The 19,819-nt window shown below is 74.1% G+C and carries 22 protein-coding genes; 10 read left to right on the top strand and 12 right to left on the bottom strand.

Annotated elements, in window-relative coordinates; genetic code table 11:
* Nucleotides 1-15: 15 nt before the first annotated feature.
* The 3 genes from ACIPYS_RS23990 to ACIPYS_RS23980 all read right to left on the bottom strand — a co-directional run bounded on the left by ACIPYS_RS23990 (nt 16) and on the right by ACIPYS_RS23980 (nt 2,514).
* A complete protein-coding gene (locus tag ACIPYS_RS23990) occupies nt 16-1,446 on the bottom strand; it encodes an MFS transporter (protein ID WP_400749297.1) in 1,431 nt (476 codons plus the stop codon).
* Nucleotides 1,447-1,588: 142 nt separating this feature from the next.
* Complete coding sequence (locus ACIPYS_RS23985; RefSeq protein WP_400749294.1) at nt 1,589-1,945, bottom strand: ArsR/SmtB family transcription factor; 357 nt, start codon at nt 1,943-1,945, stop codon at nt 1,589-1,591.
* 77 nt (nt 1,946-2,022) lie between these two features.
* The gene (locus ACIPYS_RS23980) at nt 2,023-2,514 is read right to left on the bottom strand and encodes a MarR family winged helix-turn-helix transcriptional regulator (protein WP_400749291.1); all 492 of its coding nucleotides are present in this window, start codon (nt 2,512-2,514) and stop codon (nt 2,023-2,025) included.
* Between the two features lie 162 nt (nt 2,515-2,676).
* On the opposite strand from ACIPYS_RS23980, the gene ACIPYS_RS23975 reads away from it, so the two are divergent.
* Both ACIPYS_RS23975 and ACIPYS_RS23970 read left to right on the top strand, forming a co-directional pair.
* Entirely contained in the window at nt 2,677-3,537 is an 861-nt protein-coding gene (locus tag ACIPYS_RS23975; protein WP_400749288.1) for an NAD(P)H-binding protein, read from the top strand.
* A gap of 43 nt (nt 3,538-3,580) precedes the next feature.
* Nucleotides 3,581-3,994 carry a MarR family transcriptional regulator gene (locus tag ACIPYS_RS23970; RefSeq protein ID WP_400749285.1) on the top strand — a complete coding sequence of 138 codons (414 nt, stop codon included), beginning with the start codon at nt 3,581-3,583 and terminating at the stop codon, nt 3,992-3,994.
* 69 nt (nt 3,995-4,063) lie between these two features.
* Here ACIPYS_RS23970 and paaK read toward each other — a convergent pair whose 3' ends face one another.
* Entirely contained in the window at nt 4,064-5,461 is a 1,398-nt protein-coding gene (gene paaK, locus ACIPYS_RS23965; protein ID WP_400749282.1) for a phenylacetate--CoA ligase PaaK, read from the bottom strand.
* 902 nt (nt 5,462-6,363) lie between these two features.
* Entirely contained in the window at nt 6,364-6,609 is a 246-nt protein-coding gene (locus ACIPYS_RS23960; RefSeq protein ID WP_400749279.1) for a hypothetical protein, read from the bottom strand.
* A 298-nt stretch (nt 6,610-6,907) separates the two neighbouring features.
* On the opposite strand from ACIPYS_RS23960, the gene ACIPYS_RS23955 reads away from it, so the two are divergent.
* From ACIPYS_RS23955 to ACIPYS_RS23945, 3 genes are all read left to right on the top strand, one after another.
* Nucleotides 6,908-7,396, top strand: a complete 489-nt coding sequence (locus ACIPYS_RS23955; protein ID WP_400749503.1) for a GNAT family N-acetyltransferase — start codon at nt 6,908-6,910, stop codon at nt 7,394-7,396.
* Between the two features lie 503 nt (nt 7,397-7,899).
* Nucleotides 7,900-8,247: a GntR family transcriptional regulator gene (locus tag ACIPYS_RS23950; RefSeq protein ID WP_400749276.1), complete on the top strand. Its 348-nt coding sequence runs from the start codon at nt 7,900-7,902 to the stop codon at nt 8,245-8,247.
* Nucleotides 8,244-9,251, top strand: coding sequence for a DUF1648 domain-containing protein (locus ACIPYS_RS23945; RefSeq protein ID WP_400749273.1), 1,008 nt, complete (start codon nt 8,244-8,246; stop codon nt 9,249-9,251). Before ACIPYS_RS23950 ends, ACIPYS_RS23945 begins: the two co-directional genes overlap by 4 nt.
* 106 nt (nt 9,252-9,357) lie before the next feature.
* On the opposite strand, the gene ACIPYS_RS23940 is transcribed toward ACIPYS_RS23945, so the two are convergent.
* Complete coding sequence (locus tag ACIPYS_RS23940; RefSeq protein WP_400749270.1) at nt 9,358-10,221, bottom strand: LysR family substrate-binding domain-containing protein; 864 nt, start codon at nt 10,219-10,221, stop codon at nt 9,358-9,360.
* 58 nt (nt 10,222-10,279) lie between these two features.
* On the opposite strand from ACIPYS_RS23940, the gene ACIPYS_RS23935 reads away from it, so the two are divergent.
* Nucleotides 10,280-10,714: a DUF5997 family protein gene (locus tag ACIPYS_RS23935; protein ID WP_093863067.1), complete on the top strand. Its 435-nt coding sequence runs from the start codon at nt 10,280-10,282 to the stop codon at nt 10,712-10,714.
* Between the two features lie 539 nt (nt 10,715-11,253).
* Nucleotides 11,254-11,916 carry a transglycosylase family protein gene (locus tag ACIPYS_RS23930; RefSeq protein WP_400749266.1) on the top strand — a complete coding sequence of 221 codons (663 nt, stop codon included), beginning with the start codon at nt 11,254-11,256 and terminating at the stop codon, nt 11,914-11,916.
* Between the two features lie 145 nt (nt 11,917-12,061).
* Here the strand turns inward: ACIPYS_RS23930 and ACIPYS_RS23925 are convergent, their stop codons facing one another.
* The 3 genes from ACIPYS_RS23925 to ACIPYS_RS23915 all read right to left on the bottom strand — a co-directional run bounded on the left by ACIPYS_RS23925 (nt 12,062) and on the right by ACIPYS_RS23915 (nt 14,293).
* Complete coding sequence (locus tag ACIPYS_RS23925) at nt 12,062-12,478, bottom strand: cupin domain-containing protein (RefSeq protein WP_400749263.1); 417 nt, start codon at nt 12,476-12,478, stop codon at nt 12,062-12,064.
* Between the two features lie 113 nt (nt 12,479-12,591).
* On the bottom strand, nt 12,592-12,990 hold the full coding sequence (locus tag ACIPYS_RS23920; protein ID WP_400749260.1) for a hypothetical protein: 399 nt from the start codon (nt 12,988-12,990) through the stop codon (nt 12,592-12,594).
* Between the two features lie 205 nt (nt 12,991-13,195).
* Entirely contained in the window at nt 13,196-14,293 is a 1,098-nt protein-coding gene (locus tag ACIPYS_RS23915) for an MBL fold metallo-hydrolase (RefSeq protein ID WP_400749257.1), read from the bottom strand.
* Between the two features lie 216 nt (nt 14,294-14,509).
* Here ACIPYS_RS23915 and ACIPYS_RS23910 point away from each other — a divergent pair, with 216 nt between their 5' ends.
* Genes ACIPYS_RS23910 through ACIPYS_RS23900 form a run of 3 tightly spaced genes read left to right on the top strand, consistent with a single transcriptional unit; the run spans nt 14,510 to nt 17,124 of the window.
* Nucleotides 14,510-15,340: a hypothetical protein gene (locus ACIPYS_RS23910; RefSeq protein WP_400749254.1), complete on the top strand. Its 831-nt coding sequence runs from the start codon at nt 14,510-14,512 to the stop codon at nt 15,338-15,340.
* A 41-nt stretch (nt 15,341-15,381) separates the two neighbouring features.
* On the top strand, nt 15,382-16,233 hold the full coding sequence (locus ACIPYS_RS23905) for an AraC family transcriptional regulator (RefSeq protein WP_093863063.1): 852 nt from the start codon (nt 15,382-15,384) through the stop codon (nt 16,231-16,233).
* Between the two features lie 9 nt (nt 16,234-16,242).
* Nucleotides 16,243-17,124 (top strand): GNAT family N-acetyltransferase, encoded by an 882-nt coding sequence (locus tag ACIPYS_RS23900; RefSeq protein WP_400749251.1) that lies wholly within the window; start codon nt 16,243-16,245, stop codon nt 17,122-17,124.
* A 4-nt stretch (nt 17,125-17,128) separates the two neighbouring features.
* On the opposite strand, the gene ACIPYS_RS23895 is transcribed toward ACIPYS_RS23900, so the two are convergent.
* From ACIPYS_RS23895 to ACIPYS_RS23885, 3 genes are all read right to left on the bottom strand, one after another.
* The gene (locus ACIPYS_RS23895) at nt 17,129-17,443 is read right to left on the bottom strand and encodes a hypothetical protein (RefSeq protein ID WP_400749248.1); all 315 of its coding nucleotides are present in this window, start codon (nt 17,441-17,443) and stop codon (nt 17,129-17,131) included.
* Between the two features lie 304 nt (nt 17,444-17,747).
* On the bottom strand, nt 17,748-18,248 hold the full coding sequence (locus ACIPYS_RS23890) for a hypothetical protein (protein ID WP_400749245.1): 501 nt from the start codon (nt 18,246-18,248) through the stop codon (nt 17,748-17,750).
* 108 nt (nt 18,249-18,356) lie between these two features.
* Nucleotides 18,357-19,745: a M64 family metallopeptidase gene (locus ACIPYS_RS23885; RefSeq protein WP_400749242.1), complete on the bottom strand. Its 1,389-nt coding sequence runs from the start codon at nt 19,743-19,745 to the stop codon at nt 18,357-18,359.
* Nucleotides 19,746-19,819 lie beyond the last annotated feature (74 nt).

Raw genomic sequence — 19,819 nt, 5'->3', positions numbered from 1 at the left:
AGTGGGCGGTCCTTGTCAGTGGGCCGCAGGGTGACGGTGGTGGTGATGCCGGACCAGGGCCCGGCCGGACGGGGCGTGCAGGGGGAGCCGGTGGACGGGTCGACGTCCCTGGCGGCGGTGAGGGCGAACCGTCACGGTGATCGCCACCGGGCCGGCGACAGGACCGGCAGCAGGGCCGGCGACAGGGCTGGCGACGGTGGCCCCGGTGCGCCAGGCCCGGGTTGCGAGGCCCGCCGACACCAGGGCGAGGACGGCGAGCGCGACCGTGGCCGCGGGGAGCCCGGCGGTGGCACCGAGCCAGCCGGCCAGCGGGTACGCGAGCAGCCAGCAGACGTGAGTGAGCGAGAACTGCGCGGCGAAGGCCGCCGGAAGGTCGGCCGGTGGAACGGCGGACCGCAGCAGGCGTCCGCCCGGCGTCAGGATCAGTGAACCCGCCGCACCGAGTCCGGCCCACAGGGCGAGCAGCGCGGGCCAGCGCCACGCCCCGCCGCCCGCGGTGGTGACGGCCGCCAGGACGGCGAGCAGGCCCGCGACGGCGAAGGCGGCCGGCAGCATCACCGTTCGGTCGGCGACCCGGTCCAGCACCCGGGGCAGCAGCAGCGCGACCAGCATCGAGCCTCCGCCGTACGCGCCGAGAGCGAGCGGGACGTCGCCTGCCGAGCGGCCCAGTTCCTCGCGGACGTAGACGACCGTGTTGACGATCACCATGGCGCCACCGGCCGCCACCGCGAGGTCCAGGGCGAGCAGCGCCCGCAGCCGCGGCACGGAGAGGAAGAGCCGGATCCCGGCCAGGGAGCGTGCGGCGACCGAACGGGCGCCGACTCCCCGGGCGTCGTCGGCATCGACCGGGTCGCGGTTGCTCCGCGCCGCCAGGACCGCACCGGGCAGCACCACCGAGACGACGAGGACCGCCGAGGCGAGGAAGCCGACCACCGTCCCCCAGAACAGCCACCGGTACCCGACCAGCGCCAGCAACGCGGCTGCCAGCACCGGACTGACCAGGGTCTCCGTGTCGTAGGCGAGCCGGGACAGCGACAGCGCCCGGGTGTAGTCGCGCTCCTCGGGCAGCACGTCGGGGATCACCGATTGGAAGGCCGGGGTGAAGGTGGCCGAGGCCGCCTGGAGAACGAAGATCAGCAGGTAGACCTGCCACACCGAGCCGACGAACGGCAGCGCGAGCGCCACGCCCGCACGGGCCAGGTCGGCGGCGACCAGCAGCCGGCGGCGCGGGATCCGGTGCGCGAGCGCGGCCACGACCGGGGCGATACCGACGTAGGCGACCATCTTGATCGCCAACGCCGTACCGAGCACCGACCCGGCCTCGGCCCCGGCGAGATCGTAGGCGAGCAGACCCAGTGCCACGGTGGCCAGGCCCGTCCCGGCGAGGGCGACGACCTGGGCGACGAACAGGTGCCGGTAGGTGCGATTACGGAGGACGGACAGCATCGGGGACTCCGTTCGTGCGGAGCGCGCCGGGGCGGCGCGGGCCGGTGGGGTCCCTTCCAGGATAGGACAACATGTGCGTACGCGTGCACCCATTGGGCACGAAAGGCCTCCCAAGAGGCCTCAGGAGGCGGCGCAGCGGGGCTCAGTCGTGCGGCGGCAGTCCGCTGATCTGGTGGCCGGCCGCACTGAGCGCCTCCTGGACCAGCCGCCGCAGGTGCCCGTGACGCAGCGCGTACACGACCCGGCGCCCGTCCTTGCGCGTGGACACCAGCCCGGCCAGCCTCAGCTTTCCGAGGTGCTGGCTCACCGACGGACGCGCCGCACCGGCCGCCTCGGTCAGGGTCGTCACATCGGCCTCCCCCTCGCTCAACCGCTGCAGCAGCGCGAGCCGGGTCCGGTCGGCCAACAGGGCAAGGATCCCGGCAGCGACATCCAGCCGTTCGTCCCCCTCGGCCAACTGCGAGGCATGTGCACCTGATACCTGGAGGCTCCCGCTCATGTCCTCATCGTAGACATCCCACGGGGCCGGCACGTCAAGCCGAGGAGGGCGGTCCGCCGTTGACGATGCGGCCGAGTTCAGCGGTGGGTGCGGCGGACGCGGGCACGCAGGGCGTCCTGGGACTCGACGTACTTCACCATCAGGCGGGCGAACTCCAGCCGCTCACCGTCGGGCCAGTCGGCGGTGATCTGCTCGAAGGCCGAACGCTGGTACTGCCGGAAGCGCTCCATCAAGTCCTCGCCCTCCGGGCTGAGGAGCAGGACGGTCCGGCGGCCGTCCTGCTGGGAGGCGGCGCGGACCAGATATCCGGCGGAGATGCAGTCCGACACCATGCGACTGCCCACCGAGGGATCGACGCCCAGGTGCTCGGCGACGGCTCCGACGGTCACCTCGTGGCCGTCCTGACCAGTGACATCCTGGACGATCCGCAGGACCAGCGTCCGACTGAGGTCCTTCTGGGAGATCGGGTCCTCGACATCGAGCAGCGAGGAGCGCCGCAGCCGCCCGAAGGCCGGCCCCACGGCGTTCAGGAGGTCCTCACCCTCGCCCGACCCGGGCTTCGTCGTCATGCGGCCAGCCTATCCGCATGCGTGAACCGGCGAAGATATATGTTGACGCGAAAACATGTGCAAGACATCATGCATATGTAGCTGGACACCCATTCTGGCGGGGTGCGCTCACTCGGCCCCCGTCGGCCTCACCACTCGACGAAAACGAACGGACTCCTCCTCATGACCACCACCCTTGTCACCGGCGCCCGCGGCAAGGTCGGCCGGGGCGTCATCGCCCGCCTCCACGCCGCCGGGCACTCCGTCCGTGCCGCCAGCGCCCGCCCCGCCGAGCTGACCGTCCCCGCCGGCATCGAGCGCGCCGACCTCGCCCTCGACCGGCCCGAGGCCTTCGGCGCCGCACTGCGTGGCGTCCAGCAGGTCTTCCTCTATCCCCAGCCCGCCGGCATCCACGCGTTCGCCGAGGCCGCCGAGGCGGCCGGCGTCGAACACGTCGTCCTCCTCTCCTCGTCCTCCGTCCTCGCACCCGACGCCGAGAACGACCCGCTGGCGAGCCACAGCCTCCTGGTCGAGCGCGCCCTCGCGGACTCCGACCTCCATTGCACCTTCCTGCGCCCGGACGCCTTCGCCAGCAACTCCCTGGGCTGGGCGCACTTCATCGGCCAGGGCCTGCCGATCCAACTCGCCCACCCGGATGCTCACATCGCACCCATCCACCCCAAGGACCTCGCCGACATCGCCGCCGAGGCCCTGACCGGCGACTCCCTCACCGGCAGCTCCCTCGCCGGCTCCGCGCCCACCCTGACCGGCCCCGAGTCGCTCACCTTCCGCGATCAACTCGCCGTCCTCGCCGAGGTCCTCGGCCGCGAGATCCCGGTCGAGCGGATCAGCCGCTCCGAGGCCGAGGCGCAGATGGGACGTCACATGCCCGCTCCCGTCGTCACCTCCCTGCTCAATCTCTGGGAAGCCGCGACCCACGGGCCCGCTCCCGTTCACGACACCACCCTGACCCTCCTCGGCCGCCCCGCGCGGACCTTCCGCCAGTGGGCCGGCGAGAACACCGCCGCGTTCGTCCGGCCCTGAACCGGCACCGCCCTCGATGTCGCGACCGACTCAGGAGGACGACGTGGAACCCATCGGCTACTGGCTCAACCGCACCGACCTGGCCCTCACCACCACCATGAACACCGTGCTCGCCGAGTCCGGCCTCACCCGACTGACCTGGCAGGTGCTCAATGTCGTCGAGACCCACCCGCGGACGACCGACACCACCGTCCTCACCACTCTGACCGCCAACGCCTCACCCGCCGAGCTGACCGACGCCATCACCACCGTCCTCGCCGACGGCTGGGCCGTCCGACCGGCAACGGAGCACCTCGCCCTGACCGAGGACGGCCGCGCCCGCCTCGCCCGGGTCGGTAAGCACGTCGCCGCCTTCCGTGCGGCCTCCGTCGCCGGCATCTCGCCCGAGGAGTACCGGACCGCGGTCGGCGTCCTGAAGCGGATGACGCTCAACCTGGAGTCCGACCAGGGGCACTGAGCCGTGACCCGGACTGATCCGCTGCCGCCCGGCGGACCTCGTCCCTCGGCTCACTCCCCTCCCGTCCGTTCACCCCTCCTCTCCGCTCGCCCCTCCGTCCCCCCGAAGGTCCTCGATCCGACGGATCTTGCCGACCGAACGCTCCAAGGTGTACGGGTCCACCACCTCGACGTCCACGCTCACCCCAACGCCGTCCTTCACCCCCCGCACGATCGCCCCGACGGCCTCCTCGCGCTCGCCGGACCCGGTTTCCGGCCGCGCCTCGACCCGCACCGTCATGTGGTCCAGCCGACCCCGGCGAGTCAGCCGCAACTGGAAGTGGGGTGCGACGGCGGGCACCCGCAGCAGGATCTCCTCGATCTGGGTAGGGAAGACGTTGACCCCGCGCAGGATGATCATGTCGTCACTGCGGCCCGTCACCTTGGCCATCCGGCGGAACGCGGGCCGCGCGGTGCCGGGCAGCAGCCGGGTGAGGTCGCGGGTGCGGTAACGGATCACCGGCAACGCCTCCTTGGTGAGTGAGGTGAAGACGAGTTCGCCGCTCTCGCCGCCCGGCAGCACTTCGTCGGTCAGCGGGTCGACGACCTCCGGGTAGAAGTGGTCCTCCCAGATGTGCAGACCGTCCTTGGTCTCCACGCACTCCTGCGCGACACCCGGCCCCATTACCTCGGAGAGTCCGTAGATGTCCACGGCGTGGAGGTCCATCCGCCGCTCGATCTCCGCGCGCATCTCCTCCGTCCAGGGTTCGGCGCCGAAGATTCCGATCCGCAGCGAGGTGCCGCGCGGGTCGACCCCCTGTCGCTCGAACTCGTCCAGCAGGGTGAGCAGGTAGGACGGGGTGACCATGATGACCTCGGGCCGGAGGTCCTGGATGAGCCGGACCTGGCGGGCCGTCATACCGCCGGAGGCCGGGACCACGGTGCAGCCGGCACGCTCGGCACCCGCGTGCGCGCCCAGTCCACCGGTGAACAGGCCGTAGCCGTACGCGATGTGGACCGTCTGGCCGGGCCGCCCGCCCGCCGCGCGGATCGAGCGGGCCACCACGTCCGCCCAGACGTCCAGGTCGTGCTCGGTGTAGCCGACCACGGTCGGCAGGCCGGTCGTCCCGCTCGAGGCGTGGATCCGGCGGACCTTCTCCTTCGGGACGGCGAACATGCCGAACGGGTACGTGTCGCGCAGGTCGGCCTTGGTGGTGAAGGGGAAGCGGGCGAGGTCGGCGAGGGCACGGCAGTCCTCGGGCGTGACGCCGGCCGCGTCGAACTTCCGCCGGTACAGTTCGACGTTGTCGTAGGCGTGGCGCAGCGTGGCCCGCAGGTGCTTGAGCTGGTGCGCCCGCAGCTCGTCGGCGGTCATCCGCTCACCGGCGTCCAGGAGTTCCGCCGACGGCGCCTCGCCGAGACGCGCCGGCGCCCGCACCGCTCCTCCCTGACCCGAGGGCGTACCCGGATCCGTCGCTCCGCCGCTCATCGTGCCTCCTTCAGAACTCACTACCGACCATTCGGTCGGCCCTGGCCGGAGCCAAGTAACCCAGTGCCCGAACCACCTGTCAAGGCTCGGCACGCCGGCGCCCCGGCAGGTCGGCGTCCATCGCCTCGCTCAGAACTTTGCCCCCGCCCCTGGGCGCCAACCTGTGCCGATCGGCAGGTTCTCGCTCCGGAAAAAGGCACCGGATCCCTGCCGATCGGCAGATGGCAGGGATCGGCCGAGCGGGAAAGCTGGTCGTCGTCACCACCCCCACCCCCACCCACGACCAGGTGAGCGGAGCAGGAGCACATGAACCGATCCGATGTCACACACCGCCTCGAACCGACCGGCGCCGGGCCGCGGCGCGGAGCCGTCCGTCGCCCCGCCGGCCGGACCTGTCTCCGCACCCCGCACGCACCACCGGCCCTGCTCCCGCCTCGGTTCCACTACCGCCGGCCACTGCCCGGCAAGACGCGGCCCCAGCTCGCCGACGGCTCGCGCCGGTGGTGGCTCGCGGCGGCCGCCCTCGTCCTGGTCCGCCTCGCCGTGCCGCCGGACCTCGGCGTCGGCGCGGTGCCGCCCGCCGCCCGGGTCTGGCCGATGCTGGTCACCGCCTTGGTCGGTGCGGGTGTGCTCGTCCGTCCCGCCGCGGCCCGCGACAGAGCCGTCGTGCGCTCCGCGACCGCCCTGAGGGCGAGTGCCGTCCCGGACCGAGTCGGTTGCCGTTCATCGGACACAGGAGCCCCGCCGTCCAGCGACCGGACACTGGAACGGGCACCGCCGATGCAAATCTCCGCCCGACGTGCGCGGGCCCCGGCCCGGGCGGCAGATGGTCGGACGCAGGAAGGCGTGGAGCCACCGACCGGTGATGCGGAGCGAGCATCCAGCCGTCCACGCACGCGTGATCAGCTGGCAGTACGGGTGAAACGCATCGAGCAGCGACGGTAGGCCCCGTCGTCGCTGAAGGCCCGCTCCGTCAGGCACCAGCCCGCCGCCTCGATCCGCCGAACATAGAGCGCAAGGTTCCGTTCGGGGTGGACCGGGTGGAGGCGAATGCTCCGATGATGCTCTGCGTCTCCCCGTTCCCGGCACCGAACGGCATGGCCGTCCAAGGGGCTGAGACCGCCGGACTCATGGTGGCTCAGGCTCATGCCGACGATCGTAGGGAGCACCGGAAGCTCACGCACCTGACTTTGTGCAGGCTCCGCTCGCAGCCACCACAACACGAGGAAGGCTGGGGCTCTGTGCGCTCCACCGTCACGGCCACACCACCAAGCGGCCGCGCCCGGATGTTGGACGGGAGGTATCAGGATCTCCGCTACCGCAAGCCCTTTCGACCGGGCCGCAGCGATCGGGGCCGCTTCGCAACCCCGTGGACGGCGCCGGAACCGACTTGCTGAAATGGGACACGACCACTACCGCAGTCGTACGAGTCACCGGGAGGCGGCGATGGCCGGGATCGAGTTGCACCTGTCAGTACGCGACCTCACCGACGCGGACCTTCCGTCCTGCAGTTGGGCCGGCTCCCCCAAGCACGTGCGCGAGTTGGTCCACCAGATCCGCCGTGCCGAAGCGGGCGAGGTCGACTACCTGGCTGTCTGCACGCCGGTCGGGATCCCGGTGGCGGTCGGCGGCATCGACTACACGGTCAGGCCCGGCGCCGGCACGCTCCGGCAGCTCGGCGTCCATCCGGCGCTCCAGTCCTGCGGGATCGGCACGCTGCTGGTCCACTCCGCCGAGCAGCGGATCAGCACCAGGGGCCTGACCCGCGCCGAGCTCGGCGTCGAGGAGAGCAACCCGCGCGCCCGCGCGCTCTACGAACGGCTGGGCTACCGCGCCTTCGGCCGCGAGCTCGACTCGTGGGACGTGGAGGCCGAGGACGGCTCACTCCGACGGTACGAAACGATGTGCACGCTGATGGGCAAGAACCTTACCTAGCAGTCGATTTCGCGCCGCATCACACGGTCCGCCAGCTCGAGCGCGACAGCTGAGGCAGAGCAACGCGCCCTACGACTCTCCTTCCGGGAGCCGCAGGAGGTCGCCCGATCCTGTGCGCGGCGATCGGGCCACGCCGAAAAGCCGCGGTTCGGCCGGTCGGCCATGTTCGTCCCGCTGCCCCGTCCGAACCAGAGCCTCCGTCCGCGCCTTCCGCGCGAGCTCCCGGCCACCGTTGAGCACGGTCGCTCGCAACGGACCGGACGAACCGACCTTGGTGTCCGACCAGGCCTGGACCACCACCGTCCCGCTCGGTGCGGTCGGCACCGAGTACGCGGGTACCGGCCCGAGCGACATGCGAAACGGCCGACCCTCCCGTCGACCGGGCCGCCTGCGCACCGACACAACATGCCGGCCCACCCCGCTCTCCCGCCCGCGCCGGAGCACCCCAGGGGGGTGTCCAGGCACTGGCACCATTCGACGATGGTGCTACTCTCACTAGCACCATGTTGCTGAAGCTGGAGACCGGGGACTCCCGGCCGTTGCACGAGCAGGTCGCGGGAGCGATCCGGCGGGCCGTCGGTGAGGGCGAGTGCGCACCCGGGGAGCGGTTGCCGCCGGCGCGCGATCTGGCGCGGGCGCTCGGGGTGAACGCGAACACGGTCCTGCGGGCGCTGCGCGCATTGCGGGACGAAGGAGTGCTGGAGTTCCGCCGGGGGCGCGGCATCACCGTCGCCCTCGGCGCCGACCGCCGTGCCGAACTGCTGGACGCGGCGCGTCGGCTGGTCGCGGACGCGGCGCACGCAGGCTTCAGCCGGGAGGAGCTCATCGAGATGATCAGGGGGCTGGAGTGACCGAGGTTTCGCAGGAGAAGGGGCCCGACGCCCGCAGGGACGCGGTGGCGCGGGCGATCGGATTGCTCGCGTCGGGGGCGCTCGTCCTCGGGGTGCTGGCACTGCTGCTCGGACTGCCGTGGATGGCGCACGGCCGGTTGCCGGAACCCGTGGCCACCCACTGGAACGGGACGCGTCCGGACGGTTCGATGTCGCTGGCGGCGGCGGCGGGCTTCCCGGCCGCGGTGTGGGTGGCCTCGGTCGCGGCGGCCGCCGTCGCGACGTGGCGCGGCGGGGAGCAGGCGAGGGGCTGGTCCGCGGCCGGCCTCGGCTTCGGGGGCGCGCTGCTGACGGGCGCGCAGGCCGCGATCGTCTCGGCCAACCTGGACCGCCCGACCTGGCAGGAGGCCCGTCCGCTGGGCGCCGAGGTGCTGCTGGTCCTGGTGGCAGCGGCCGCGGCCGGCGCACTGGCATGGTGGCTCGCCCGGCCGCAGGGGCCGGGGCCGCTCTCCGCGACCGTCCCCGACGGCCCGCGCCTGGACCTGCCGGACGGCCAGCGCGCCGTCTGGCTGTCCCGGGCGGTCAATCCCTGGCTGGGACTGCTGGCCGCGGTGACCGGGCTGGGCGCGGCCGGCGCGGCCCTGGCCGGGTTCGCCGGGCTGGGCGGGGTGGCCTGGGCCACGGCCGCGCCGCTGGCGGTCGCCGCGCTGGCGGGGCTCGGCTGTTCGTCGGTGCAGGCCCGGGTGACCGAGCGCGGCCTGGATGTGGCGTTCGGCCCGCTCGGCCGGCCGTCCCGACACTGGGATCCGGAGGAGATCGCCGCCGCCCGGGCCGAGACCCGCACCCCGGCCCAGGTGGGCGGCTGGGGCTACCGGCTGAACGGCCTGGGCACCACGGTCATGCTGCGCCGCGGCGAGTGCCTGGTGATCCGGCCCCGACAGGGCGCGGAGTTCGCGGTGAGCGTGGACGACGCCGAGCGGGGCGCCGCCCTGCTGAACACCCTGGCCGCGCGCCGGGGCGCGTGACCGGCCGAGGGGCACCCGGCCCAGGGCACAGATCCGGCCGAGGGCTCACGGCGCAGGGGCACACGGCCGGCCGGGTCACCAGCCCGGCACGGCCTGCGGAGGAACGTCAGCCGCGCCGCTTCGGGCGGCCGCGCCGAGCGGCCGCCGCGCCACCGGACGACGATCCGGAGCCGCCCCTCGCCCGCCCGCCGGCGGTGGCGCGGCCTCCGGCCGCCGGCTTGCCCGAGCCCTTGGGAGCACCGCCCTTGGCTGCACCGCCCTTGACCGCACCGCCCTTGCCGGTGCCACCCTTGGCACCGCCCGCGCGGCCCGGGGCGGACTTCGCCGCCGGGGCCTCGGCCGAGGCCGTGGCCGCCTGGCCCCGGCCGCGCGAGCTGTTGACCGTACGACCCCGGACGATGCCGATGAACTCCTCCACCAGGTCCGTGGTCTGCTCCTCCGGCCAGGACAGCGCGATCCGGGACTGCGGGGCATCCGCCATCGTCCGGTAGGTGAGGTCGCGCCGGTGGTGCAGCCGCGCCAGCGACTGCGGCACGAGCAGCACCCCGACCCCGGCCGCGACCAGTTCGACGGCGTCGGCCGTGGTCGCCGGTCGCTCGATGGCGGGCCGCCCGGGCAGCTGCTCCCATTCGAGGGTGTCGTCGAGCGGGTGGAAGACGACGTCGTCGGCGAGATCGGCGACGGTGACCTCCTCGGCCGCCGCCAGCCAGTGGTCCTTCGGGAACACCACCACCGTCGTCTCGGTGTACAGCGGGATCGCGCTCAGACCGGTCCGGTCGACCGGCAGCCGCAACAGCCCCGCGTCCGCGTCGCCCGCGCGCAGCGTCGGCTCACCGTCGGCGGCTTCGACCGCGACCAGGGCGAGCGGAACGTCCGGGAGCCGCTCCGACCAGACGCGCGCCCACTTGCCGGGGGTCACGCCCGGGACGTAGGCCAGCCGGAACGAGGGTGTCACCTGCATCTCTGTCACCCGACCAAGGCTACCGACCGTGACAGCGGGCGTCGGCCGCTCGCTTACCCTGGTGACCATGACATCGCTCAAGCAGAAGACCACGCAGACCATGAAGCCGGCGACGGCGGCGAAGAAGCTCGGGGTCTACCTCGGCGCCACCCCTGCCGACTTCCAGTCGGGCGTGATCTCCCGCGAGGAGCTCACCGCCCTGCAGACCGAGCCGCCGCAGTGGCTCCAGGACCTTCGCCGCAACGGCCCGCACCCGCGTTCCGTGGTGGCCACCCGGCTCGGTGTCTCGGCGTCCGGCCTGGCCCGCGGCGGCATCACCGAGGCGCTCACCACCGCGCAGATCGAGGAGCTCCGCGAGGAGAACCCGGAGTGGCTCCGGCGCGAGCGGACGATCCAGGAAGAGGTCCGCAAGGAGTCCGTGCGCGTCAAGGAGAAGCACGAGAAGGAGGAGAAGCAGCGCCAGCAGGCCGCTGCGGCGGCCGAGCGCGAGAAGCGCCGCTGACCTGCGGTTTTCCACTGCTCCACGCTGCTCCACCCTGCTCCTCCCCGGCCCCCGGCGCTCGCGCCGGGGGCCGTCGTCCGTCCGGCGACAGGGCACACGGACGCGGGCCGCGAACGACGACCGGCACAGTACCCCGAACGGCGTCCGGCCAGGTGTCCGGCAAGGCGCCCGGAACGCCGTCCGGCGGGGACCTCCGGCCCGTCGGCAACGGCACCGGCGCCGGCACCGGCGACGCGCACCGGCACCCGAGTCAAGGGCCCCGGATCCGGTCGAATCTCCACCCGAATGCCGCACACGCACTCGAAAGGGTTCGCACACGTTCGACCCTGTGGGCGCCGTCACCGGACCGGACGGGCCGGTCGGACATCCCGGCGGGCCCGCCCGACCGGCGGGGCGAGAGCCGGTCGGGTGGCGGCGCGGAGCCGGGCGGGTGACCCGCTCGACGTGTCGGCGGGGATCCGGCATGCCCGGCGTGCGTCGGTGGGAACGCGCCGCTTCCGAGCGGCGCACGCCCCTGCCCCCGGACCTGAGAGCCGCCGATGCCCCCCATTGCGCACCTGCGCCGCCTGCTCCCCACCGCCGTGTGCACCCTGGCCGCCGTCCTCGCCGCCCCCGCCGCGGCGCACGCCGCGCCACCGGGCTCGGGAGGCGGAGCGGGCATCGATCGGGGGACCGTGATCGACTGGGAGCGGGTCGCCGCCTGCGAAAGCAGTGGGGACTGGCACATCAACACCGGCAACGGCTACTTCGGCGGCCTCCAGTTCGACGAGCCGACCTGGGAGGAGACCGGCGGCCTCCGCTACGCCCCCCGCGCCGACCTGGCCAGCCGCGACGAGCAGATCGCCGTCGCGAACGCCCTCGCCGAACAGCGCGGGCTCACCCCGTGGCCGGTCTGCGGCGCCCGCGCCGACCGGGACCGTGAGCGCCCCCCGGTCGAGTCGGACACCGAAGCGGAGGCCGCGACCAGCCTCGGCACCAGCACCAGCACCAGCACCAGCACCAGCACCGGCACCCCCGCGGCCCCTCCCCCGGCGGACGGCCCCAGCACCTGGACGGTGCGCGACGACGACACCCTCGACAGCATCGCCGAGCAGCTCCGGATCCCCGGCGGCTGGCAGGCGCTGTACGAGCGGAACCGCGCGGCCCTCGGCGAGGACCCCGACCTCATCCAGCCGGGCCAGGAGCTGACCCTCCCCGACTGACCCGGGCCGCTGGTCCCGGCCTCGAATCCCGGACCCCGGACCCCGGATCCCGGACCTCAGGCCTCGGACCACTAACCCCCACCGTCCCCGACGCAGCCACCGGCCGGTGCCCCGTTCCCCGGAGCACCGGCCGCGGCCGTCCGCCTCAGCCGACCGTGGGCGGCCAGGGACCGTCCTCGGGTCGGGCCTCGGTGGTCGAGCCGTCCGGCCAGGGCGGCATGGTGACCGCGACGATGCGCAGCGGGCCCGGGCTGTCCGGATCGGCACGGAACTGGAACGCCGTTCCCAGGGGCACCGAGACGGACGTGCCCACCCGCAGCACGTCCACGGACTCCCGACCGGACTGCCGCCGCCAGATCCGGCCCCGGCCGGCGGTCACGTACCAGAGCTCCTGCACGGTGGCGTGCGAGACGGCATGCGTGACGGCGCCCGGCGAGAGTTCGAACACGGCCTGGCTGCCGAGGCCGTCCAGACTCAGCAACGGCCGGACGGTGGCACCGTCCGGGGCGACGACGACCGGGGCGTTCTCGGCCTCGGCGGTGCGGAACGGCTGCTCGTCCATACGATCCCGGCCCCTTTCGACCCGGGCGCCCCCACGCGCCCACTCGCCGATGGGACCACGCCGGGAACCGTCCCGCCAGACCGCCCCGCCGGCCGCCCGGGACCGGTGCCCGGTCACCCCGCTCCGGGAGGGCGCACCCACGGGGCCAGGCGATCACCCGGCACCGGATCCCCGGGCCAGTACCGGAGGACGGTTCCCCGGACGAGTTCGAGCCCGCCGGCGGCGATCAGCCCGGAAGCGGGTTCCGGGCCACCGGCGGCGGCCTCGAACGCGACCACCACGTCCGGTGTCTCCCCGGTCTGCCGGGAAAGGGCCCGCATCTCCTCCGGCGTCGGCTCGCGGAAGACCGGGTCCTGGAAGGCGGCCGGGCACGAGACGAGGAACGGGTCGCTGAAGACCAGCTCCAGACCGTGGTGGTACGACAGGTCGGAGCCCGCGCCCAGCCGCAACCGGCCGGCGTTCCATTCGACGACGTCCCAGTCCCACCACGGCCCTTCGGGAAGTTGGATCACGAACCCGCCCCCATCTCGATGATCAGGCAGGCTACCCCTGGGCCCGGGCAGCAAGCCGGGGATCCGGCCGCAGTCGTCCCCGGCGGGCCATCGGCAGTGGTCCTGCCCGGCCCCGACACTCCCCGGAATGACGCCCTCGTGCTACACCCCGACACACCCCCCGACCGGGACCGGGCGCCTGTGCCTGGCCGCTGCGCGGGCGGGGTCAGCGCGGGAAGGGCTGGCCGTCCGGCGTCCAGGGGCGGACGAAGGGGCGGTTGAGGTGGGCGGTGCCGAGCACCGCGCCGGTGCGGCGGGCCTCGCCGAGGAGTTGCTCCCGGCTGCGGCGGGCCGTGTCGGGATCGGCCTCGAAGAGGTAGCGCACGCCGGGGGTGGCCAGTTGGACGGCGTGGACCAGCACGTCCCCGGTGACCAGCAGCCGGTCACCGCCGCCGTCGACCAGGACCGACTGGTGCCCGGGCGTGTGCCCGGGTGTCGGCAGCAGGGTGATCGCGCCCCCTCCGGGCCGGGACCGGCCGGCGAGCACCGTGTGGCCGTCGACCTCGTGCAACTGTCCGGCGCGCAGCAGTGGTTCGACGACGTAGGTGCGCGCCGTCCGGGTCGGTCCGAGCGCCGCGACCTCCGCGTGCTGCACCACGTAGCGGGCGTTCGGGAACACCGGTACGCCGTCCGGGGTGACCGACCAGCCGTAGTGGTCCTCGTGGAGGTGGGTCATGACCACCGTCTCGACGTCCGCCGGGGCGATCCCGGCCCGGGCCAGGACGGCGGGCAGCCGACCGGGCACGGGTGCCCAGCCGGATGCCGGGCTGCCGACCGGGCCGATGCCGGTGTCCACCAGGGTGACCCGGCCGCCGGGGCGGCGGACGGCGTAGCAGCGGAAGTCCAGCTCCCAGGTGCCGCCCGGGCCGAAGGCGGCCGGGTCGAGGCGGCGGGCGCGTTCCCAGTCCTCCGCCGTCGCCTCCGGGAAGGCCGCCTGCGCGGTGCCGGGGAAGGGGCCGTGCGCGTCGAGCAGCGCCAGCACCTCGTACCGGCCGAAGCGCCGCACCACGACGGCACCGGCCGCACCGGCCGCACCGGCGGAGGCAGCAGAACCGGGGGAACCGCCGGGCCCGACGGGCTCGGCGGAGGCGGGCGTCGCCGCGACGAGCGGGCGCAGCACCGTCGCGCCCGCGACGGCCAGGGCGCCGCCCAGCAGGCGACGACGGCCGGGCAGGCCGGGCACGGCCTCGGTGCCGGAGCCGATTCCGGCCTCGGAACCGGGATCCTCGGGGACAGGGACGGCGGGAACGGTCCGATCGTTCAACGGGACTCCTCGGGCAGGACACGAACCGGCTGGGGGCCGAAGGACGATGCTGGGTCGGCGCCCCGACCCCCGTACGGGGCGCCGACCGGTTCCACTGTCCCGCCGTGCCCGCCGCGGCGGCTTGTCGTTTCTTGTGCAGTCCGTTCGCACCTGTGCAATCCGTCGGCGCCGGACAATCCGTTCGCGCCCGGTCGGACACCGTGCGAGCATCGCCGGATGATCGACGAGGACGAGGAACATGTGACGACCGCCGACCTGGTCGGCGCCCGGCTGACCCGGGTGACCACGGCCCGCCGGCACCGGCAGTCCGCCACCGCGTCGCAGCTGTCGCACCTGTGGCTCCACCTGGAGGACCTCGGGCCCGTACTCTTCCGTACCTCCGACAGCGGTCTGTCGTTCCGGGCGGACCCGACCGGGACCACCGACGCACCCGGCCCGACCAGGGCCGGCAACACGCCCGGCCCGACCGGGACCGCCAACACACTGGACCCGACCGGTGATCCGGCGGATCCGGCCGATCCGCCGCTGACGCGCTTCGTCGGACAGTCGATCCGGTCCGTGCACGCGATCGAGTACCGAGGCGACCAGGACGGCCGGCGCGGTCAGGACGACCAGGACCGCCAGGACGACCGGACCGCCTTCACCGCCGGGCTCGCGCTCGGCTTCGAGGGCGGACGCGTCCGGCTGCTCGGTCTGGACGGCGCCCTGCTGACCGTCGGCCCGGAGGAGCACCTGGGTGGCGTCGAGGACCGGCTGCACGAGGACACCGTGCTCGCTCGCGTGGTGCGGACCTGCAGCAGCCACCCGTCACAGTGGGACGCCTGGACCACCGGCGGCCGCTACCTGTACTTCCGGTACCGGCACGGCGAGGGCAGCGTCGAGCACTTCCCCGGCGGCCCGGACCCGGACACCTGGGACGAGGAGGGCTCCGGCCTGCTCGCCCGGTGGCAGGACGGGAGCCGTGGCGGCGCGATCGATCTGGCGGACTTCCTCGCCCCGGCCGGACTCCGGCTCGCGCCGAACTCCGAAGTGCTGGACGGCCGGTGACGGGCGGCGACAGCGGGCGGCCCCGCGAGTAGGGTGCGGGCATGGCGGTCGAACGTGCGTCCCTGTTGAGCGGGGACGACCTGTGTGTCTCCGACGTGTCGTGCCAGGACCCGCCGGACGGCTGGACGGAGTTGCGGCCGGCCCCGGTGTTCGGGTTGGTGATGCTGCGGCGCGGGATGTTCCGGGGGCGGATCGACGGGGTCGACCAGGTACTGGACCCGGCCTGCGTGTACGTCGAACGGATCGGCTGCGAGCAGCAGTTCGCGCATCCGTGCGGCGGCGACCTCTACACCGAGCTGGTGCTCTCCGAGCCGCGGACCGCCGAACTGCTGGGCGGCGATCCGGAGGTGCCGCAGGGGCTGGTGTTCACCACTCCGCGCATGGCGCTGGCGCACCGGATGCTGGTCGTCCGGGCGCGCGGCGGCGCGGACTCGTTCGAACTCGCCGAGCGCGCGGTCGCCTTGGCCGGCGAGGTGCTGACGGCACTGGCACCGGCGAGGGTGGCGAGCGGCCGGCCGGTCCGGGACGCGGCACGCCGTCGGCTGGTGGATGCCGCGCGGGCCGCGCTCGCGGCGGACCTCGGGCTCGGGCTGGAGGAGCTGGGCCGGGCGGTCGGCTGCTCGCCGCACCACCTGAGCCGGATCTTCCGGGCCGCCACCGGCGAGGGTCTCGCCAGCTACCGCAACCGGCTGCGGGTCACGCTGGCCCTGGAGCGGCTGACCGAGGGCGAGACCCGGCTCGCTCTGCTGGCACAGGAGTTGGGATTCAGCGACCAGGCGCATCTGACCCGGGTGGTGCACCGTGCGGCCGGAATGCCGCCCGGCCGGCTCCGGGCCCTGCTGGGTCCGCGCCCGGCCGGGTCCGGCGGGGCGGTCGCCACGGAGCGCGCGTAGGCTCAGCGGGTGCCCACGCCCCCGCCTTCCACCCGCACCCCCGCCGACCCCGCTTCCTCCACAGCACCCGCCGCACCCGCCGCACCGCCCGCGCCGCTGACCAGCCTGCACGACCGGGCGGCGCTCGCCGAGCGGTTCGGGCGGGACCCGGAGCTCCACCTCTTCGAACTCGGCGACCTGGACGAACCGTTCTGGTCCCACACCGCCTGGTACACGGCATCGGCGGACGGTCCGGTGGCGCTGCTGTACGCGGTCGGGGACGTCCCCACCCTGCTCGGCCTCGCCCGGCCCGCGCAGGCCGACGGCCTGGCCGGCCTGCTGGACGCGATGCGCCCCGTACTGCCGCGCCGACTGCTCGCCCACCTCACCGACGGCGGGGTGGACGCCCTCGCGCCCGACTACCGCGCCGAGCACCGTACGGCGATGCTGCGGATGGCACTGACCGAACCCGCCGCCCTCGCACCGCACCTGGGTGGGGCACCGGACGGGCCAGGACCGGTGGTCCGGCTCGGTGCGGCGGACCTCACCGAGCTGCGCGCGCTGTTCGCCGCCGGCTACCCGGGCAACTGGTTCGACGAGCGGATGCTGACCACCGGCCCTTACGTCGGGGTCCGGGACGCCGGTGGCCGGCTGCTCGCGACGGCCGGTGTGCACGTCCACTCGGCCGCCCGACGGGTGGCGGTGATCGGTAACGTCACCACCCACCCGGAGGCCCGGGGACGGGGGCTCGCGGCGGCCTGCACCGCGCGGCTCTGCGAGGTCCTGGCGGACAGCGTCGACCACATCGGTCTGAACGTCCGGGCCGACCACCCCATCGCCCTCGCCCTCTACCGGCGCCTGGGCTTCACCACCGTGACCGGTTACGAGGAGGCTGTACTCACGGCCAGTTGACGGCCTACCGCTGGACCAGGTCCAGCCGGAACGGACCGCCCGGACTCCCCGGCCGCCAGCCCTGCTCCCGCGCTTCGCGCACCGCGAGCGCCACGCTCGCGGGTGTGGCGACGGCGGTCGGCAGACCGAGCCAGTTGCCCGGATGCGCCCCCGGAAGCCGGACGACGAGCACCGAACCCGGCGCCCCGGCCTGCTCGACGGCGACCGTCAGCGGGGACTGGCCGAGCCCCTGGCCGTAGGTGGGACGACGCCTGACGGTCCACCGGTACACCACCCGGTCGACCGTGACGGTCCGGGCGCCCTTCCTCGGCAGCGTCATCGGCCCTCCCGCCCCTGTCGTCCGCCGATCTCCCTCCGTCCACTCTCGCAGATGCGGTCCGCAGACCGGCGGCCGGCCCGAAGTGACCAGGTCTGCTGACCACGACGGTTGGTGACAGAGCGGGCCGCTGCCAGAAACCGGACGCCCGACGAAGAACGAATACGTGTCGACGACACCGAGGATCCCGTCCTCGTCGAGTCGGAGCTCCGAGAACCGCTCCAGTCGTCGGGCACGATCAGCGGTGTCGGACACGGGGTGATCGGCGAACCGGAGCTCGCGTGCGGACTGCGCGAAGAAGTCGACGTCAGCTTCCCGTCCCGACCCACCGGCCCGCAGCCCGACGAACGGAGGAGCCTTCGCCGGGACCGGTCAGTTCGACGGTCCGCGCGCGTTCCCGGCCCGAGTGGAAGCCGGCCCCGCCCAGTAGTCGTCCGGCGCGGCCCCGACGGACAGCGACAGTGCCGGGCGGCCGGCCGAGGGCGCCCGCCTCGACCACGAGCAGGTCGATCTGCCGGTCGCCGTGCAGCCCGACCGGCCCGCGAGCGCCGGTCGGGCGCCAGTCGGGCGCCGGTCGGGCGTCCGGGGCGAGCAGCAGGTCGAACTCGCAGAACACCGCCTCGTCGGCGAGTTCGCGGAAGACCGGCGCGGGCAGCCCGGCGTCGAGATCGAGGACGGCGGCGACCCGGGCACGGACGGCGTCCGGGGCCGAGGCCGCAATCCGGCACTCCGCTCCCCGATCCCCGCCTCGGGACCGGGCCGACGTGTCCGGTCCCGACGTGTCCGGTCCCGGGGTGAGAGTACGCATGCCGTGATCACCCGGGCCACCCGCTCCACGGCCGCCCGGCCCCGCACCGGAAGTCGGCCGGTCCGACGTTCCGTCCAGGGCCGGGCCGGCGCCCGCGGCCGGCCCCGGTCAGTGGGTGACGGGCCAGGAGAGCGAGGCCGTCAGGGCGGCCCGGAGGGCCGGGTCGAGGACGGCGGGGGTGGGGTCGGTGGCGGTGGCGGTCAGGGTGTGGGTCCGGCCGCGCGGGCCGGGGAGCGGGACGGTGCGCAGGTCGACGGTGGTCCGGCCGCGCAGCTGCGGCAGGGTGCGGCCGTCCAGGGACCAGCTGAGGGTGGTGCCGGCCACCGGGAGGCCGACGGTGAGGCGGTCGGACCGGGTGAGCGGGGTGCCGGCCGGGGTGGGGCTGGTGAGCGGGACGGCGTGGCGGTAGAACCCGGCGATCATCGCCTCCCGTCCGGGCAGGTTGAACTCCCGGCCGAGCGAACGCATGATCGAGTTCTCGGTGGGCCGGTACAGCCCCTTGGGGTAGTAGCCGCCACCCTCGTAGCTGCCGACCACGCCCCCGTCGGGCGAGGTCCGGCCGATCCAGCGGTACCACTTGGCGCGGTCGTGGGTGAGCCGGTCGGCGGTGTACATGCTGATGTTGGGCTCGGCCGGTTCGCCCTCCTCGGCCGGGTAGGCGTCGGAGCCGTCGTAGAAGTACTCGTCGGCGAGCTTGCCGAGCGAGTGGCCGGTCTCGTGCACGGCGATCTGCCCGGCCTTCGGGTTGCCGCCCGCGACGGTGGCGATGCCGTCGTAGCCGAGCGGGGAGGCGACGTTGTAGCCGGCCCCGCCGTACTTGGCGGTGTTGGCGACGACGAGGACCAGGTCGGCCTGCGGGGCCTTGACGGCGTAGGTCTCGACGGCCTTGGTGTCGACGCACAGCAGCCGTTCGATGTCCTCGCACCAGAAGTAGGAGCCGAGCGCGGTGTTGCGGACGGTGGCGCGGTCCGGGTCGCCGGTGATGCCGGACTCGGCGGAGACGGTGGCGACGGCCCAGACGTTGAACAGGTTCCGGTAGGCGGCGTAGGGCTCGACGGCGCTGAGCTCCTGCCACTTGGCGGTGGCGTCGGCGCGGAACTTCTCCTGCTCGGCGGCGGTGTAGCCGTCGCCGATGACCACGACATCGACCTTGGCCGCGCTGTCGCCGCTGCGCAGGATCGGGGTGACCTCGCCGTCCCCGGCGGCGGGGGCGAGGCCGGGGCGGTCGCCGGTCAGGTACGGGGAGGCGGCCGGCACGGTGGCCCGTCCGATCGAGCCGTCCTCGGCGAAGACCTCGACCCGGTGCCGGGAGCCGTCCGCGGCCGCGGCCACCGACGGGCCCTCGACGGCGGCCGGACCCCCGACGACGACCGGGCCCTCGACGGCGGCCGGCCCCGCGGGGGCGACCGGACCGGCGACCGCCGCCGGGGCGGTGCCGAGGGCGGCGAGGGCCAGGGCACCGGTCAGGACGATCGAGCCGAACCTGCGACTGCGCACGGAAGTTGCTCCTCTTCGGGCTGGCGGGCCGGGGCCGACGGACTGCGCTGCCATGCTATGCACCTGACAACCCA

It is taken from the genome of Kitasatospora sp. NPDC089913, assembly GCF_044748625.1.
GTDB lineage: Bacteria > Actinomycetota > Actinomycetes > Streptomycetales > Streptomycetaceae > Kitasatospora.
Note: the sequence above shows the minus strand (reverse complement) of the source record. Positions and strands in the feature narration are given on the sequence as shown.

What these genes read in the sequence shown, in the direction of transcription:
- ACIPYS_RS23960 (WP_400749279.1), bottom strand. Translation starts at nt 6,609, where the DNA reads ATGAGCCTGAGCCACCATGAGTCCGGCGGTCTCAGCCCCTTGGACGGC.
- paaK (WP_400749282.1), bottom strand. Translation starts at nt 5,461, where the DNA reads ATGAGCGGCGGAGCGACGGATCCGGGTACGCCCTCGGGTCAGGGAGGA.
- ACIPYS_RS23925 (WP_400749263.1), bottom strand. Translation starts at nt 12,478, where the DNA reads ATGGACGAGCAGCCGTTCCGCACCGCCGAGGCCGAGAACGCCCCGGTC.
- ACIPYS_RS23905 (WP_093863063.1), top strand. Translation starts at nt 15,382, where the DNA reads ATGGCGGTCGAACGTGCGTCCCTGTTGAGCGGGGACGACCTGTGTGTC.
- ACIPYS_RS23975 (WP_400749288.1), top strand. Translation starts at nt 2,677, where the DNA reads ATGACCACCACCCTTGTCACCGGCGCCCGCGGCAAGGTCGGCCGGGGC.
- ACIPYS_RS23985 (WP_400749294.1), bottom strand. Translation starts at nt 1,945, where the DNA reads ATGAGCGGGAGCCTCCAGGTATCAGGTGCACATGCCTCGCAGTTGGCC.
- ACIPYS_RS23980 (WP_400749291.1), bottom strand. Translation starts at nt 2,514, where the DNA reads ATGACGACGAAGCCCGGGTCGGGCGAGGGTGAGGACCTCCTGAACGCC.
- ACIPYS_RS23910 (WP_400749254.1), top strand. Translation starts at nt 14,510, where the DNA reads ATGATCGACGAGGACGAGGAACATGTGACGACCGCCGACCTGGTCGGC.
- ACIPYS_RS23895 (WP_400749248.1), bottom strand. Translation starts at nt 17,443, where the DNA reads ATGACGCTGCCGAGGAAGGGCGCCCGGACCGTCACGGTCGACCGGGTG.
- ACIPYS_RS23955 (WP_400749503.1), top strand. Translation starts at nt 6,908, where the DNA reads ATGGCCGGGATCGAGTTGCACCTGTCAGTACGCGACCTCACCGACGCG.
- ACIPYS_RS23990 (WP_400749297.1), bottom strand. Translation starts at nt 1,446, where the DNA reads ATGCTGTCCGTCCTCCGTAATCGCACCTACCGGCACCTGTTCGTCGCC.
- ACIPYS_RS23930 (WP_400749266.1), top strand. Translation starts at nt 11,254, where the DNA reads ATGCCCCCCATTGCGCACCTGCGCCGCCTGCTCCCCACCGCCGTGTGC.
- ACIPYS_RS23935 (WP_093863067.1), top strand. Translation starts at nt 10,280, where the DNA reads ATGACATCGCTCAAGCAGAAGACCACGCAGACCATGAAGCCGGCGACG.
- ACIPYS_RS23950 (WP_400749276.1), top strand. Translation starts at nt 7,900, where the DNA reads ATGTTGCTGAAGCTGGAGACCGGGGACTCCCGGCCGTTGCACGAGCAG.
- ACIPYS_RS23890 (WP_400749245.1), bottom strand. Translation starts at nt 18,248, where the DNA reads ATGCGTACTCTCACCCCGGGACCGGACACGTCGGGACCGGACACGTCG.